The organism is Pseudomonas sp. PDM04, from assembly GCF_014851765.1.
Lineage (GTDB): Bacteria > Pseudomonadota > Gammaproteobacteria > Pseudomonadales > Pseudomonadaceae > Aquipseudomonas.
This window is the reverse complement of record NZ_JACVAI010000005.1, coordinates 433,894-449,221: the sequence shown is the minus strand read 5'-3', so window position 1 is coordinate 449,221 and position 15,328 is coordinate 433,894. Positions and strand designations below refer to the sequence as shown.

The 15,328-nt window shown below is 62.5% G+C and carries 11 protein-coding genes; 5 read left to right on the top strand and 6 right to left on the bottom strand.

The window, feature by feature from the left end:
- Positions 1 to 3: 3 nt before the first annotated feature.
- The 3 genes from pncB (at position 4) to IB249_RS21560 (ending at position 2,602) form a co-directional block, all read left to right on the top strand.
- On the top strand, positions 4 to 1,230 hold the full coding sequence (pncB, locus tag IB249_RS21570; protein WP_192307729.1) for a nicotinate phosphoribosyltransferase: 1,227 nt from the start codon (positions 4 to 6) through the stop codon (positions 1,228 to 1,230).
- A 4-nt stretch (positions 1,231 to 1,234) separates the two neighbouring features.
- On the top strand, positions 1,235 to 2,062 hold the full coding sequence (nadE, locus tag IB249_RS21565; protein ID WP_192307728.1) for an ammonia-dependent NAD(+) synthetase: 828 nt from the start codon (positions 1,235 to 1,237) through the stop codon (positions 2,060 to 2,062).
- Between the two features lie 192 nt (positions 2,063 to 2,254).
- On the top strand, positions 2,255 to 2,602 hold the full coding sequence (locus IB249_RS21560) for a hypothetical protein (protein WP_192307727.1): 348 nt from the start codon (positions 2,255 to 2,257) through the stop codon (positions 2,600 to 2,602).
- Between the two features lie 23 nt (positions 2,603 to 2,625).
- Here the strand turns inward: IB249_RS21560 and azu are convergent, their stop codons facing one another.
- Complete coding sequence (azu, locus tag IB249_RS21555; protein WP_192307726.1) at positions 2,626 to 3,072, bottom strand: azurin; 447 nt, start codon at positions 3,070 to 3,072, stop codon at positions 2,626 to 2,628.
- A 343-nt stretch (positions 3,073 to 3,415) separates the two neighbouring features.
- Between azu and IB249_RS21550 the strand changes: the two genes are divergently transcribed.
- Positions 3,416 to 4,003: a TIGR00730 family Rossman fold protein gene (locus IB249_RS21550; protein ID WP_192307725.1), complete on the top strand. Its 588-nt coding sequence runs from the start codon at positions 3,416 to 3,418 to the stop codon at positions 4,001 to 4,003.
- Positions 4,004 to 4,070: 67 nt separating this feature from the next.
- The gene (locus IB249_RS21545) at positions 4,071 to 4,262 is read left to right on the top strand and encodes a hypothetical protein (protein ID WP_192307724.1); all 192 of its coding nucleotides are present in this window, start codon (positions 4,071 to 4,073) and stop codon (positions 4,260 to 4,262) included.
- Positions 4,263 to 4,399: 137 nt separating this feature from the next.
- Here the strand turns inward: IB249_RS21545 and IB249_RS21540 are convergent, their stop codons facing one another.
- The 5 genes from IB249_RS21540 to dnaB all read right to left on the bottom strand — a co-directional run bounded on the left by IB249_RS21540 (position 4,400) and on the right by dnaB (position 15,315).
- Entirely contained in the window at positions 4,400 to 5,290 is an 891-nt protein-coding gene (locus tag IB249_RS21540) for a transglutaminase family protein (protein WP_192307723.1), read from the bottom strand.
- Entirely contained in the window at positions 5,290 to 7,776 is a 2,487-nt protein-coding gene (locus tag IB249_RS21535) for a circularly permuted type 2 ATP-grasp protein (protein ID WP_192307722.1), read from the bottom strand. Before IB249_RS21535 ends, IB249_RS21540 begins: the two co-directional genes overlap by 1 nt.
- A gap of 88 nt (positions 7,777 to 7,864) precedes the next feature.
- Positions 7,865 to 11,140, bottom strand: a complete 3,276-nt coding sequence (locus IB249_RS21530) for a DUF2126 domain-containing protein (protein WP_192307721.1) — start codon at positions 11,138 to 11,140, stop codon at positions 7,865 to 7,867.
- A 342-nt stretch (positions 11,141 to 11,482) separates the two neighbouring features.
- Positions 11,483 to 13,801 carry a YgiQ family radical SAM protein gene (locus tag IB249_RS21525; protein ID WP_192307720.1) on the bottom strand — a complete coding sequence of 773 codons (2,319 nt, stop codon included), beginning with the start codon at positions 13,799 to 13,801 and terminating at the stop codon, positions 11,483 to 11,485.
- 116 nt (positions 13,802 to 13,917) lie between these two features.
- The gene (dnaB, locus tag IB249_RS21520; RefSeq protein WP_192307719.1) at positions 13,918 to 15,315 is read right to left on the bottom strand and encodes a replicative DNA helicase; all 1,398 of its coding nucleotides are present in this window, start codon (positions 15,313 to 15,315) and stop codon (positions 13,918 to 13,920) included.
- Positions 15,316 to 15,328 lie beyond the last annotated feature (13 nt).

The window sequence follows — 15,328 nt, the reverse complement described above, 5'->3', positions numbered from 1 at the left end:
GTTATGAGCGAGAGCGTATTTGCCGATCGCATCGTGCAGAACCTGCTCGACACCGACTTCTACAAACTGACGATGATGCAGGCGGTGCTGCACAACTACCCGAACGTGGAAGTCGAATGGGAGTTTCGTTGCCGCAACAGTGAAGACCTGCGCCCTTACCTGGCGGAAATCCGCTTCCAGATCGAACGCCTGGCCGAGTTGAGCCTGAGTGCCGACCAGTTGGGGTTCATGGAACGCATCAGTTTCATGAAGCCGGATTTCCTGCGCTTTCTCGGGCTGTTCCGCTTCAACCTGCGCTACGTCCACACCGGGATCGAAAACGACGAGCTGTTTATCCGGCTGCGCGGCCCGTGGTTGCACGTGATTCTGTTCGAAGTGCCGCTGCTGTCCATCGTCAGCGAAGTGCGCAACCGCTATCGCTACCGCGATGTCGTGCTGGAACAGGCCCGCGAGCAGCTTTATCGCAAGTTCGACTGGCTGGAGGCCAACGCCGGCAGCGATGAACTGTCCGAGCTGCAGGTTGCCGACTTTGGCACCCGCCGGCGCTTTTCATACCGGGTGCAGGAAGAAGTGGTGAACGTGCTCAAGCACGATTTCCCCGGGCGATTCGTCGGCACCAGCAACGTGCATCTGTCCCGGGAACTGGACATGAAGCCACTGGGCACCATGGCTCACGAATGGATCATGGCGCACCAGCAACTCGGCCCACGACTGATCGACAGCCAGAGCGCCGCCCTCGATTGCTGGGTTCGCGAGTACCGCGGCCTGCTGGGCATCGCCCTGACCGATTGCATCACCATGGATGCCTTCCTCAACGACTTCGACCTGTACTTCGCCAAGCTCTTCGACGGTCTGCGCCATGACTCCGGGGACCCGGTGATCTGGGCGGAGAAGGCGATCGCCCACTATCAAAAGCTCGGCATCGACCCGATGAGCAAGACCCTGACGTTCTCCGACAGCCTGACACTGCCCAAGTCGCTCGAAATATTTCGTGCCCTGCGCGGTCGGATCAATGTCAGCTTCGGCATCGGCACCCACCTGACGTGCGATATCCCGGGTGTTGAACCGATGAGCATCGTGCTTAAAATGGCCGCCTGCAATGGCCAACCGGTGGCGAAGATCTCCGACGAGCCCGGCAAGACCCACTGCAAAGACCCGAATTTCGTCGCCTATTTGCGACACGTGTTCAAAGTCCCTGCCGCCCTTTCCAGCACACCAAGCAAGGAGTGAATTCATGCAAGCCGTACAGCGTGAGATTGCTGAGCAGCTCAAGGTTCAACCGCCATTTGCCGACCAGGCCGCCCTTGAGGCAGAGGTCGCCCGGCGCATCGGTTTCATTCAGGATTGCCTGGTCAACTCCGGGCTCAAGACCCTGGTGCTCGGCATCAGCGGCGGTGTCGATTCCCTGACCGCCGGCCTGCTGGCCCAGCGCGCCATGCGTGAACTGCGCGCCAGCACCGGGGATGAACGCTACCGGTTCATCGCCGTGCGCCTGCCGTACGAAACCCAGTTCGATGAGCACGACGCCCAGGCATCGGTGGACTTCATCGCTCCGGACGAGCGTCACACCGTGAACATCGGCCCGGCGGTCAAATCCCTGGCCAGTGAAGTGGCGGCCTTCGAAGGCAAAGCGGCGGTCTCGGTGGATTTCGTCCTGGGCAATACCAAGGCGCGGATGCGCATGGTCGCCCAATACACCATCGCCGGCGCGGCCCACGGCCTGGTGATCGGCACCGACCACGCCGCCGAGGCCGTCATGGGGTTCTTCACCAAGTTCGGTGACGGCGCCTGTGACCTCGCACCGTTGAGCGGTCTGGTGAAAAACCAGGTCCGGGCCATCGCCCGCAGCTTCGGCGCGCCGGAGTCGCTGGTGGAAAAAATCCCCACGGCGGACCTTGAAGACCTGGCGCCGGGCAAGCCGGACGAGGCCTCCCACGGCGTGACCTACGCCGAGATCGATGCGTTCCTGCACGGCGAGCCGGTGCGTGAAGAGGCGTTCAGGATCATCTGCGACACCTACCGCAAGACCCATCACAAGCGCGTGATGCCGTTCGCGCCGTGATTGTTGGCGCCTGAGCTGACGCCATCGCGAGCAGGCTCGCTCCCACAGGGGCCTGTGTTGCTCACTTATTGATGAAGTAAGGTCAGGCAAAACTGAGAACGATGTAAGGCGTTTCTGAAAGCAATGGATACCCATTGAGGCGACGCAAGCGGCGATGCACATTCGGGCACCGCCCCTCGCCGGAACGCCCCCATGAGATCTCGATTATTTGCCATTCGCAAAGCAGCCATTGTGTTGCTGATGATCGTCAGCCAGCAGCAGGCCTTCGCCCAACCACAGTCAGCCGGATCGCAAGACAGGCTACTGCCGGACTTTTTTTCATTGAAGGGCGCGACGAGCTGCGCCTGGCAAGCGGAGGAAACTCCGGAGGCGTCGCAAATGCTGCATTGCAGACCCTCGGGCGCACGGAGCGACGGCACGCAACCGGCCGACACCCGTCAGAAGCATTTTCTGGATGAGGAAGAGCAGCGATTGAGAACCCGTTCGATCGGATTCTCAATCGACCTGCAAGACCCCCTTTCAATAGAGGCCTTGAACTAGACGCCCAGCGGCCCGGGCGTCGATTACTTCAGGGTCACCGTGCCTTTCATCATCGAGATGTGGCCCGGGAACGAGCAGAAGAAGCCGTATTTCTCGGCCGCGTCCAGTTTCGATACGTCGAAGGTCACCGAGTCGGTTTCCTTGGCGCCGATGATCTTGGTGTGGGCGATGATGCGGGTGTCGCCGTCTTTCAGGTAGTTCTTGTCAATCCCGGCGCCCAGGCCATCGGTGGCGATCGGCTGCATGTCCGCTTCCTTGCTCAGCACCCAGTTATGGCCCATCACGTTTTTCGGCAGGCTGCCGGAGTGGGTCAGCTCAACGGTGAAGGTCTTGCAGCTTTTGTCGATCTCAATGGCCTTGGTGCTGAAGGACATTTGGTCAGTGGAGTCGATGGTGGTCTTGCACTCGGCAGCCATCAATTGGCTGCTGGCCAGCGTCAACAGGGATACCGCAACAAGTTTGGCAAACATGGTGAATCTCCAAGGCATGGTTAACGACATTTCGAATGGACAGAAGACTGCCTGAAAATCCGGCAAGTTCCTATGACCTGGGTCATAAACTGTATACAACTTTAGCGCTATGACCCCCATCGAAACAATCTACCAGTCAGACGTCCGAGGCAGCCCTATCATTAGGCCATTACCCTTCATCAGGAATGCCTGTCATGTTCATCAACAGCTTTTTGTGCAGCTTGCTCGCCGCCTATGCCTGCGGCGCCAGTGGTACCTGTGAAACGTCCCGGCGCGACGTTTAGACCTTGGAGCGTCGCGTCACTGCCTTTACCCTGTGGTCACCCTGATCCTGGAGCAAGGCATGTCATTAGCATCCGTTTGTGTATTTTGTGGCGCCAGCACCGGCTCCCATCCGGCCTATCGTGAAGCTGCCGTCGCCCTCGGGCGCACCTTGGCGCAGCGCCAGTTGACCCTGGTGTACGGCGGTGGCGCCGTGGGCCTGATGGGGATCGTGGCCGACGCCGCACTGGCGGCCGGCGGTGAAGTGATCGGAATCATTCCCCAAAGCCTGAAAGACAAGGAAATCGGCCACAGCGGCCTGACTCGCCTGGAAGTGGTCGATGGCATGCACGCGCGCAAGGCCCGGATGGCCGAGCTCAGCGACGCGTTCATCGCCCTGCCCGGCGGCCTGGGCACCCTGGAAGAACTGTTCGAAGTCTGGACCTGGGGCCAGCTCGGTTACCACGGCAAACCCCTGGGTTTGCTGGAAGTGAACGGTTTCTACAGCAAATTGACCGGTTTCCTTGATCACATCGTCGGCGAAGGCTTCGTTCGCGGAGCACACCGTGACATGCTGCAAGTCAGCGAATCGCCGCAAACGCTGCTCGACGCCCTGAACGCCTGGCAGCCGACAGTGACACCAAAGTGGACCGAGCAAACGCCCGACTAACCCTTCGGTGCCGATACCGGGCAGAATATGCGCCGTTCACCTCACCTTCGACCCCAAAGGATCGCCCATGGCCAAACCTAATTATTCCTTCGCCAAACGTCAGAGAGACCTGGCCAAGGAGCAGAAGAAAGAGGAAAAACTTCAGCGCAAGAAAGCGATGGCTGAAGAAGAAGCCGCCGCACTGAACCCGGAAACAGACGGTGACGCGGCTGCAGAAAGTGATGCTGAAACTCCGAAGGACCAGGCGCCCGACGCCTGAGCCTGCAGCCGCTCTGAACGTTGCAGGAGCGAGCACGTTCGCAAAGTATGTGAAGGCGTCCGGGCATCTGATTCCCCGCGTCACCTTCACGTCCATCGCGAGCAGGCTCGCTCCCACGCAGGGCGAAAGGGCTGCTGTCAGTCCAATGGCATCACGGTGACGCGAACCTCCGGGTCGTGATTGCCGCCTCCCAGAATCACCCCTCGCAACGGCGACACATCGGAAAAGTCCCGGCCCCAGGCCAGGGTGATGTGTTCCAGCGCCGGCTGCACATTGTTGGTCGGGTCGAAATCCACCCATCCCAGCACCGGGCAATACACCGAAACCCAGGCATGCGAGGCATCGGCGCCGATCAGGCGCGGCTGCCCCGGCGGTGGCTGGGTCAACAGGTAGCCGCTGACGTACCTCGCCGCCAGCCCCCGTGAGCGTACGCACGCGAGCATCAGGTGGGCGAAGTCCTGGCACACCCCGCGCCGGCGTTCCAGCACTTCCACCAGGGGCGTCGCCACCTGGGTGGCTTCGGCATCGAAGGTGAACTCGCCGAAAATCTTCTCCATCAACGCCTGGACACCCAGCAACAGCGGTCGACCAGCCGGGAAACAGCTTTGCGAGAAGTCGACGAAATTGCGCTTGAGGTGCACATAGGGCGACTGGAATCGATATCGACACGCATCCAGTCGCTCGGCAGTCAGTGGCTGGCCGCTGTAGGTCAGCGCATCGCGGGTGTCCTCCCAGGCCGGGGACCGGGTGAAATCCAGCACAGGCCTGGCCAGCACTTCAACGGTGAGCCGGGCATTGACCTGCAATTCATCATGGGGCCGCTCGAACGCCAGGCGCGCGAGCGGATTGCCGAACACGTCCAACTCGTCCCGGCGCGAAGTCGGCTCGGGGCTGATCTGCAGTTGCTGCTCGGTGCAGCGCTGCCACGCACACGGTCGCGGCCACAGATGCGCCAACTGCTGGGCGAGGGACACCGGGCTGTCGTAGTGATAATGAGTGTCGTGGAAAATCTGGTAACGGGCGCTCATCAGACGGACACCGTACGCTGGCTGACATCGTCGACGTGGGCGAAGTGGCGCAGCGCCAGGCGATCCGACACCAGTCCGCTGGCGTCTGCGATCTCTTGCAACAGGTCAGCCAGGCCGTCGACTGCGGCCCGCACACTGGTTTCGCCGAACAGCGGATTCTCCAGGCAACCCAGGTCGAAACGCGCCAGGCGCTCCACCAACAGCGGCAGCACCGCTTCGCGCGGCGCGGCGAAATCGTCGTTCAGGCGTTTGAGGCTGCGGGTCACCAGCTTCAGCTGGAACAGCACCGCGTGCGGGTTCTGTTCGTCGAGCAGCAACAGGTCGAGTACCGGGATCAATTGCGCCACCGCCAGGTAGCGCGAACGGTAGGTGATGCTGCTGTTTCCCAGCTCCAGCAACCACTCGAGCCCTGCCTGATCGAACCCCCCACTGCCGCGCAGGAACGCCGCCAGACTGGCGCTGAGAAACTGCAGGCGCTCGATGCGCCTTCCGATCATCAGGAATCGCCAGCCTTCGTCGCGCGTCATGTCGTCGAGGGCGAAACCGGACAACGCCGCCAGCGACATCACCAGGCGGTTGAGAAAATCCAGCAACTCGCCGAAGTCCGGCTCTGCGGTTTCCAGCTCCATCGCTTCACGCTGCAACTCCACCAGCGCCTGCCAGTTTTCCCGGGAAAGCTTGCCACGCACCTGCGACGCCGCCCACTGCAAACGCTGCAGATTGGCGCGCAGGCTGAATGGCCAGTCATTGCCGAGCAACGCCGCCAGCAAGCGCTCCGGCAAGGTGCCTTCATCGGGCAGCAGCATCAGTCGCTCGCCCAGATCGACCGCCGCCAGCAGAGCTTGCGGGTCGTCACCGTCGACGTAGCGCGCCAGCATGATCCGCAATAGCCGGGCGCTGTCATCGCAGCGCTCGCAGTAACGACCGAACCAGAAAAGGTTCTCCACGACCCGCGACGGCAAATATGGATCGCGTCGCACCAGGTCGTGCACGCCGATGCTGCGCTGGGCTTTCCACTGCTCGCCGCTGGGCGGCCGGTCGCCCAGCACCCAGGTGTCCTTGCTCGCGCCGCCGCGTTGCATCGACACCACTTCGGCATCCGCTTCGGCGGCCACGCGGGTCAAGCCACCGGGCAGTACCCGATAACCGTTAGCGCTGGCCACCGCATAAACGCGCATGCCGATGGCCCGGGGCTGCAACTGGCCATTCTCGGCCTGCCACACCGGCGCCTGGGACAATTGTGCCAGCTCTTGCGCCACGTAGGCGTAAGGTCGCGCCTGCATGCGTTCGGCGAGCGCCCGGCGCTGCTCTTCGCTCAAATCCCGTCCCAGCACCGGGGCGAAGCTCTGGGAGGGAAACGCCGGCCTTATCAGCAATTGCGGCAGTTTTTCCAGCGCCTGGGCCAACACCGGCGCTTCGCCGCACCACCAGGTGGCGATGGAGGGCAGGATCAGTTCTTCGCCAAACAGGAACTGATTGATTCGGGGCAGAAAGCCCAGCAGCCCCGGCGACTCCAGCACACCGCTGCCCAGCGCGTTGGCCACCAGCACACGGCCCTGCCGCACGGCTTCGAGCAGGCCCGGCACGCCAAGGGCCGAATCGGTGCGCAGCTCCAGCGGGTCACAGAAGTCGTCGTCGAGCCGGCGCATGATGGCGTGAACCCGGCGCAGGCCGCTCAGGGTTTTCAGGTAGACGGTGGCATCGCGCACCGTGAGGTCGCCACCCTCCACCAGGGGGTAACCCAGCTGCCGCGCCAGATACAGGTGCTCGAAATAGCTTTCGTTGAAACGCCCCGGCGTCAGCAACACCACCAAGGGTGCCTCGTCGCTGCTGGGCGCCTGACGGGCCAGGGTTTCCTGAAGCGTTCGAAAGAATCCGGCCAGGTGCTGCACCTTCAGATCGCGGTACAGCTCCGGGAAGGCCCGGGACACGATCGTGCGATTTTCCAGGGCGTATCCGGCACCGGACGGCGCCTGGGTGCGATCCGCCGTCACCCACCAGCGACCGTCCGGCGTTCGCGCCAGGTCCACGGCGTACAGGTGCAAAAAGGCCCCGTCCGGTGGCGTGATGCCCTGACAGGGCCAGAGGAAATTGTTATGGCCGAACACCAGTTCGGCAGGCAGCAGGCCCTCGGCGATCAAACGTTGCGGGCCGTACAGGTCGGCCAGCACGGCGTTCAACAGACGCGCCCGCTGGGCAATGCCCGCCGATAATTGTTCCCACTCGTCGGCAGCGATCACATGCGGCAACAGGTCCAGCTCCCAGGGCCGATCCGCTCCCTTGGGGTCGGCGTAGACGTTGTAGGTCACGCCGTTTTCCTGGATCTGTCGTGTCAGCAAGGCTTGGCGCTGCACCAGCTGCGCGGGCGTGCTGCGTTGCAACTGATCGAGCAGTCGACGCCAGTGCGCACGGACGCCGCCGCTCGCGTCGAGCAGTTCGTGGTAGGAACCCGCCGTGAGCGGGTAGCGGTCTAGCAGGTCAGGCATGGAAAGCTCGGCAGACAGCGGGGAACGGTCAGACTAACGCAGGCGTGTGACGCCCGGATAGACGAAAAATCCGAGCGTCGCGTACGGTTCAGAAACGTCGTAAATCGAGCGTCATCGGCAGCTCGTCGTTAATGTCCAGCGTCGGTATGGGCAGTTTTCCAGGGCGGTGTCCAATGCGGAAAAACCGCGCCATCCGCCGACTCTCGGCTTCATTGGCGTTCACCGGCAGGGTCTCGTAGTTGCGCCCTCCCGGATGGGCAACGTGATACTGACAGCCACCCAGTGAGCGCTGCATCCAGGTATCGAGCAGATCGAACACCAGCGGCGCATGGACCGGGATCGTCGGTTGCAGGCAATTGGCCGGCTGCCAGGCCCGGAACCGCACGCCCGCCACGAATTCGCCGGTTCGCCCGGTGGGCTGCAAGGGCACCGGCACGCCGTTGCACGTCAGCAGGTAGCGTTGCGGGGGCAGGCCGCTGAGCTTGACCTGCAGGCGCTCCAGCGACGAATCCACATAACGCACCGTGCCGCCAGCGGCGCCCTCCTCGCCCAGCACATGCCAGGGTTCCAGCGCCTGCCGCAGTTCCAGTTCGATGCCGCTCACGGCGTAGTCGCCGACCTTGGGAAAGCGGAACTCCAGATGCGCGGCAAACCACTCGGCCCGCAGCGGATAACCTGCCGCATTGAGGTCGACGATCACGTCGGCGAAATCCTGCTCGATGAAGTGCGGCAACAGGAACCGGTCATGCAGTTCGGTGCCCCAGCGCGCCAGTTTCGGCGGCGCATACGGCTCGCGCCAGAACCGCGCGACCAAAGCCCGCAACAGCAATTGCTGGACCAGGCTCATGCGCGCATGGGGCGGCATCTCGAACGCGCGCAACTCCAGCAGGCCCAGGCGCCCGGTCGCGCCATCCGGGGAATACAGCTTGTCGATACAGAACTCGGCCCGGTGGGTATTGCCGGTCACGTCGATCAGCAGATTGCGCAACAGCCGGTCGACCCGCCACGGCGGGCACTCTTCGCCGCGAGCGGGCATCTGTGCAAAGGCGATTTCCAGCTCGTACAGCGCATCGTTGCGCGCTTCATCGACGCGTGGCGCCTGAGAGGTCGGACCGATGAACAAACCGGAAAACAGGTAGGAAAGCGATGGGTGGTTATGCCAGTAACTGATCAGGCTACGCAGCAGGTCAGGGCGGCGCAGAAACGGTGAGTCAGCCGGAGTCGCTCCGCCCAGTACGAAATGGTTACCGCCACCGGTGCCAGTGTGCCGCCCATCGATCATGAATTTTTCGGTAGTCAGCCGTGTCTGCCGCGCCTGCTCATAGAGAAACTCGGTGCGCTCGACCAGTTCGTCCCAGGTGGCGGAGGGCTGCACGTTGACTTCGATCACCCCGGGGTCGGGGGTGATGCGAAAGTTGCCCAGGCGCGGATCGCCTGGCGGTTCATAACCCTCCAGCAACACCGGACAATGCAGCTCCTGCGCCGTGGCCTCGATGGCGGCGACCAGTTGCAGATAATCCTCGACCCGCTCCAGTGGCGGCATGAACAGGTACAACCGCCCCTCTCGCGCCTCGGCACAGAGCGCGGTGCGCGTCAGCCAGTCCGCGGACTCATCGACCTGCGGCGCCCGGTCCTGCTCGACAGCCGCCATACTCTGGCGTTGCAGTTGCTCGGTGTCCGGCAGCGACGGGAAATCCTGATTCGGGTCCTGTGGATGAATGAACGGATACTCGGCCGCCTTCACCCAGGGTTGCGAACCGAGCGGCAGGCGATAACCCAGCGGCGAGTCTCCCGGCACCAGCCGGCAATGCTCGTCGCGCAGGTACCAGCGCCCGCTCTGCCACTGATCACCCTTGGCGGTGCGCGCCAGAGGCAGCACCTGGCCGATCACCTTGTCCAGGCCCTGGCTGAACACTTTACGCAGGCGCGCTCGCTCCAGCGGATCGTCCAGTCGCGAATCTTCGGCGCTGACGTTTTGCGGTAAAGCGCCCTCGCGCCACAGGTAATAGAAATTGTCCTCGTAGGCTGGAAACACAAAACGTGCCGGAATTTTCAGACGTTCCGCCACGCTCGCCAGGAAACGCCCCGCCAGTTCGCCATCGGCGCCATAGTCCTGCTGCTCATCGGCGATCAGCGCGCTGTTGTGCCAGATCGGCACACCGTCGCGCCGCCAGTACGCATTCAGCGACCAGCGCGGCAGCTGCTCGCCGGGGTACCACTTGCCCTGGCCGAAATGCACCAGCCCGTTGGGCGCATAGCGCTTGCGCAGGCGCTGGAACAGTTCGGCAGACAGGCGTCGCTTGTCCGGCCCGAGCGCGGCGGTGTTCCATTCGGCACCGTCCGGGTCGTCGATGGACACGAACGTCGGCTCGCCGCCCATGGTCAGGCGCACGTCGCCTTCCAGCAGGTCGGCGTCGATCTGCCGGCCCAGCGCCTGGATCGCCAGCCACTGTTCATCGGTGTAGGGCTTGGTGACGCGCGGCGCTTCCCAGATCCGCTCCACGGACATTTCATGGGTGAACTCGCACTCACAGGGCTCCACCAGGCCACTGATCGGTGCCGCAGAGCCCGGATCGGGGCTGCAAGCCAACGGGATGTGCCCTTCACCGGCAAACAGCCCGGAGGTCGCGTCCAGGCCGATCCAGCCGGCACCGGGCAAGTAGACTTCGCACCAGGCATGCAGGTCGGTGAAATCCACGTCGGTGCCCGACGGACCGTCCAGGCTTTTGACGTCGGCCGTCAGTTGAATCAGGTAGCCGGAGACAAAACGGGCCGCCAGCCCCAGGTTGCGCAACAGTTGCACCAGCAGCCACGCCGAGTCGCGACAGGAACCGCTCGCGTGTTCGAGGGTGTATTCGGGCGTCTGCACGCCCGGCTCCATGCGGATCAGGTAGCCAATGTCCTCGCTCAGGCGCTGATTGAGCGCGACGAGGAAATCCACGCTCGGCAGCGGTGTACGGTCGATGCCGTCCAGATAGGCTTTGAACTTCGGTGTCAGGGGCAGCGTTTCCAGGTACGGCGCCAGCTCCTTGCGTTCGTCTGCGGCGTAGGCAAACGGGATCTTTTCCGCGTAGGGCTCGAGAAAAAAGTCGAACGGGTTGAACACCGCCATTTCCGCCAGCAGGTCGACCTCGATCCGCAGTTCGGTGGTTTTCTCGGGAAACACCAGGCGGGCGAGGTAATTGCCCTGGGGGTCCTGCTGCCAGTTGATGAAGTGCTGCTCGGGAGAGACTTTCAACGCATAGGACAAAATCCGCGTGCGACTGTGGGCAGCCGGACGCAGGCGAACGATCTGCGGGCCGAGTTCGACGGCGCGGTCGTAGCGGTAATGCGTGACGTGGTGCAATGCGACATGAATCGACACGGCGTGCCTCCTGCGAGCCTTGAGCCTATTCGAAAGCGCGCAAGACTTATGCCACCCGAGGGCATTGGCGCTTTCTCCCTTTACTGGAGGCAGTACAGCACCAAAATCGGGCGATGCGGGAAATCATCGGGAATCGGTTGCACGTATTTGTGGCGGGCCGTTGCAAACTTGTTGGTGGGAACGGCCTCAGCGCGAGCAGGATCGCTCCCACGAAAGGACTCCATTCCAGGGTGCGAGCGAGCCAGCTCGCGATGAGGCCGATAGGCCCAAGCCAGTATCAGTGCCCGCCACAACGCAAAACGCCAACCCGAAGGTTGGCGTTCCGTTCATTCCATCAAGGCCTCAGCGCGGCACGACCGGCTTGCGCGTCGGCTTCTGGCCCTTGCCGCCCTTGGCCGCTTCCTTGCGCTCCTTGGCCGCCTGCTGGTTGCGTGCGAACGCTGCGGCCTTGGCCTGCTCACGCTTGTCCCACGGATTGCCGCCGTCACTGGCGCGAGGTGGCAGACCGTTGTGCTGGGTCAGGATCTTGGTGGTCTTCTCACCGGCCACTTTGTGGCTGCCAGCGGGTGTCGAGTTTTTCCGACGGGCGCTCTGGTAGCTGTCGGTCGACGGCTGGTGCAGCGGGATCAACTGGTGCTTGCCCGGTCCGATCAGGTCGCCGCGGCCCATGCGCAGCAGCGCTTCGCGCAGCATCGGCCAGCCCTTGGGGTCGTGATAGCGCAAGAACGCCTTGTGCAGGCGACGCTGCTCCTCACTCTTGACGATGGTCACCGCCTCGCTCTTGTACGTCACCTTGCGCAGCGGGTTCTTGCCCGAATGGTACATCGCGGTGGCGCTGGCCATCGGCGACGGGTAGAACGCCTGCACCTGGTCGGCACGGAAACCGTTGCCCTTGAGCCACAGGGCCAGGTTCATCATGTCTTCGTCCGTGGTGCCCGGGTGCGCGGCAATGAAGTAAGGAATCAGGTACTGCTCTTTCCCCGCTTCCTTGGAGTACTTCTCGAACATACGCTTGAACCGGTCATAGCTGCCGATGCCCGGTTTCATCATCTGGTTGAGCGGCCCTTCTTCGGTGTGTTCCGGGGCGATCTTCAGGTAACCACCGACGTGATGGGTCACCAGCTCCTTGACGTACTCCGGCGACTCGACCGCGAGGTCGTAGCGCAGGCCGGAAGCGATCAGGATCTTCTTCACGCCCGGCAAGGCACGGGCACTGCGGTAGAGCTGGATCAGCGACGAGTGGTCGGTGTTCAGGTTCGGGCAGATGCCGGGGAACACGCACGACGGCTTGCGGCAGGCGGATTCGATTTCCGGGCTCTTGCAGGCAATGCGGTACATGTTCGCGGTCGGGCCGCCAAGGTCGGAAATGACCCCGGTGAAACCCGGCACCTTGTCGCGGATCTCTTCGATCTCGCGAATGATCGATTCTTCGGAGCGGTTCTGGATGATCCGCCCTTCGTGCTCGGTGATCGAGCAGAAGGTGCAGCCGCCGAAGCAGCCACGCATGATGTTCACCGAGAAGCGGATCATCTCGTAGGCCGGGATCTTCTCCTTGCCGTACGCCGGGTGCGGAATGCGCGCATAGGGCATGCCGAACACGTAGTCCATTTCTTCAGTGGTCATCGGAATCGGTGGCGGGTTGAACCAGACATCGACCTCGCCATGCTTCTGCACCAGCGCACGGGCGTTACCCGGGTTGGTTTCCAGGTGAAGCACGCGGTTGGCGTGGGCATACAGCACCGCATCGTTACGCACTTTCTCCACCGACGGCAGACGGATCACGGTCTTGTCGCGGGTCATCTTCGGACTGGCCAGGATCTGCACGACCTTGGCTTCCTGCGGGTCCTCTGCACTTGAACCGGTCGCACCTTTTTCCTGCTCGATGGCGCAGGCCTGGGTGTCCTGGGTATTCACGTACGGGTTGATGATCTTGTCGATCTTGCCCGGACGGTCGATGCGCGTGGAGTCGACTTCGTACCAGTCCTTGGGCGTATCGCGACGGATGAACGCCGTGCCGCGCACGTCGGTGATGTCTTCGATCTTGTGGCCATAGGACAGTCGCTGGGCCACTTCGACAATCGCCCGCTCGGCGTTGCCGTACAGCAGGATATCGGCGCAGGCGTCGATCAGGATCGAGTTGCGCACCCGGTCCTGCCAGTAGTCGTAGTGGGCGATGCGGCGCAGGGAGGCCTCGATGCCACCGAGCACGATCGGCACGTGGTTGTAGGCTTCCTTGCAGCGCTGGCTGTACACCAGGCTCGCGCGGTCGGGCCGTTTGCCCGCCAGGCCGCCGGCCGTGTAGGCATCGTCGGAGCGAATTTTCTTGTCGGCGGTGTAGCGGTTGATCATCGAGTCCATGTTGCCGGCCGCGACGCCGAAAAACAGGTTCGGCTCGCCGAGCTTCATGAAGTCGTCTTTGGACTGCCAGTTCGGCTGGGCAATGATCCCGACGCGGAAGCCCTGGGCCTCCAGCAGCCGGCCGATGATCGCCATGCCGAACGACGGATGGTCAACGTAGGCATCGCCGGTCACGATGATGATGTCGCAGGAATCCCAGCCAAGCTGATCCATCTCCTCCCTGCTCATTGGCAGGAATGGCGCTGGACCGAAACATTCGGCCCAGTACTTGGGATAGTCAAATAACGGCTTGGCTGTTTGCATGACGATGACCGATTTGGCTTACGTGGAATTTCGCGGGCGCGGAATATAGCACAAATTTTGACCAATTCCGACGACTGTGGTCGGAAATTGCGTGACCGGGTCAGGCGATGAAGAGCTTACTCATCGTCATCGAAGTTGTAGCTACCTGGCGCCAGGTTCTCGAAGCGTGTGTATTTGCCGATGAACGCCAGCCGGATAAAACCGATCGGACCGTTCCGCTGCTTGCCGATGATGATCTCGGCAATGCCCTTGTGCTCGGTTTCCGGGTGATACACCTCGTCGCGGTACACGAACATGATCACGTCGGCGTCCTGCTCGATCGCTCCGGATTCCCGCAAGTCGGAGTTCACCGGACGCTTGTTCGGCCGTTGCTCCAGGGAACGGTTGAGCTGGGACAGCGCAACCACCGGGCAGTTGAATTCCTTGGCCAGGGCCTTCAGGGAACGGGAGATCTCGGAAATTTCGTTGGTCCGGTTATCGCCGCTGGAGCCCGGAATCTGCATCAGTTGCAGGTAGTCGATCATGATCAGACCGACTTCACCGTGCTCGCGCACCAAGCGTCGGGTGCGGGCGCGCATTTCCGAGGGGCTGATGCCGGCGGTGTCGTCGATGAACAACTTGCGATCATTGAGCAGGTTGACCGCCGAGGTCAGGCGCGGCCAGTCATCGTCATCCAGTTGGCCCGAACGCACCTTGGTCTGATCGATACGCCCCAGGGACGAGAGCATACGCATGATCAGCGATTCGCCTGGCATCTCCAGCGAGTAAACCAGTACGGCCTTGTCGCTGCGCAGCACTGCGTTTTCCACCAGGTTCATCGCGAAGGTGGTTTTACCCATGGACGGACGGCCGGCGACGATGATCAGGTCGGACGGTTGCAGACCGCTGGTCTTTTCATCGAGGTCGGTGTAACCGGTGGACAGGCCGGTGATCGCGTCGGCCGTGTTGAACAGCGTATCGATGCGATCGATCGCCTTGGTCAGCAGCTCATTCACACCCACCGGGCCGCCGGTCTTCGGCCGGGCCTCGGCGATCTGGAAGATCTGCCGTTCGGCTTCGTCGAGAATCTCTTCGGCGGTGCGACCTTCCGGGTTGAAGGCGCTGTCGGCGATTTCGGTGCTGATGCCGATCAGCTGACGCAGGGTCGCGCGCTGGCGAACGATCTGCGCATAAGCCTTGATGTTGGCGACGGACGGCGTGTTCTTCGCCAATTCACCCAGGTATCCGAGGCCGCCGACCTGGGACGTCTGACCTTCCTTGTCCAGTTGCTCGGCAAGGGTCACGACGTCGATTGGCGAGTTCTGGTCGGCCAGCTTGGCAATCGCGCGGAAAATCAGGCGGTGGTCATGTCGATAGAAATCACCGTCGGAGACTTGATCGAGCACGCGCTCCCAGGCGTTGTTGTCCAGCATCAGACCACCGAGTACAGCCTGTTCGGCTTCGATGGAATGCGGCGGCACCTTCAGCGCGGCGGTTTGCAGATCGTATTGCTCGGGAGCGGAGATTTCGTTCATGGTCACTTGGTTT

What these genes read in the sequence shown, in the direction of transcription:
- dnaB (WP_192307719.1), bottom strand. Translation starts at nt 15,315, where the DNA reads ATGAACGAAATCTCCGCTCCCGAGCAATACGATCTGCAAACCGCCGCG.
- IB249_RS21560 (WP_192307727.1), top strand. Translation starts at nt 2,255, where the DNA reads ATGAGATCTCGATTATTTGCCATTCGCAAAGCAGCCATTGTGTTGCTG.
- IB249_RS21550 (WP_192307725.1), top strand. Translation starts at nt 3,416, where the DNA reads ATGTCATTAGCATCCGTTTGTGTATTTTGTGGCGCCAGCACCGGCTCC.
- azu (WP_192307726.1), bottom strand. Translation starts at nt 3,072, where the DNA reads ATGTTTGCCAAACTTGTTGCGGTATCCCTGTTGACGCTGGCCAGCAGC.
- IB249_RS21545 (WP_192307724.1), top strand. Translation starts at nt 4,071, where the DNA reads ATGGCCAAACCTAATTATTCCTTCGCCAAACGTCAGAGAGACCTGGCC.
- IB249_RS21535 (WP_192307722.1), bottom strand. Translation starts at nt 7,776, where the DNA reads ATGCCTGACCTGCTAGACCGCTACCCGCTCACGGCGGGTTCCTACCAC.
- nadE (WP_192307728.1), top strand. Translation starts at nt 1,235, where the DNA reads ATGCAAGCCGTACAGCGTGAGATTGCTGAGCAGCTCAAGGTTCAACCG.
- IB249_RS21540 (WP_192307723.1), bottom strand. Translation starts at nt 5,290, where the DNA reads ATGAGCGCCCGTTACCAGATTTTCCACGACACTCATTATCACTACGAC.
- pncB (WP_192307729.1), top strand. Translation starts at nt 4, where the DNA reads ATGAGCGAGAGCGTATTTGCCGATCGCATCGTGCAGAACCTGCTCGAC.
- IB249_RS21525 (WP_192307720.1), bottom strand. Translation starts at nt 13,801, where the DNA reads ATGCAAACAGCCAAGCCGTTATTTGACTATCCCAAGTACTGGGCCGAA.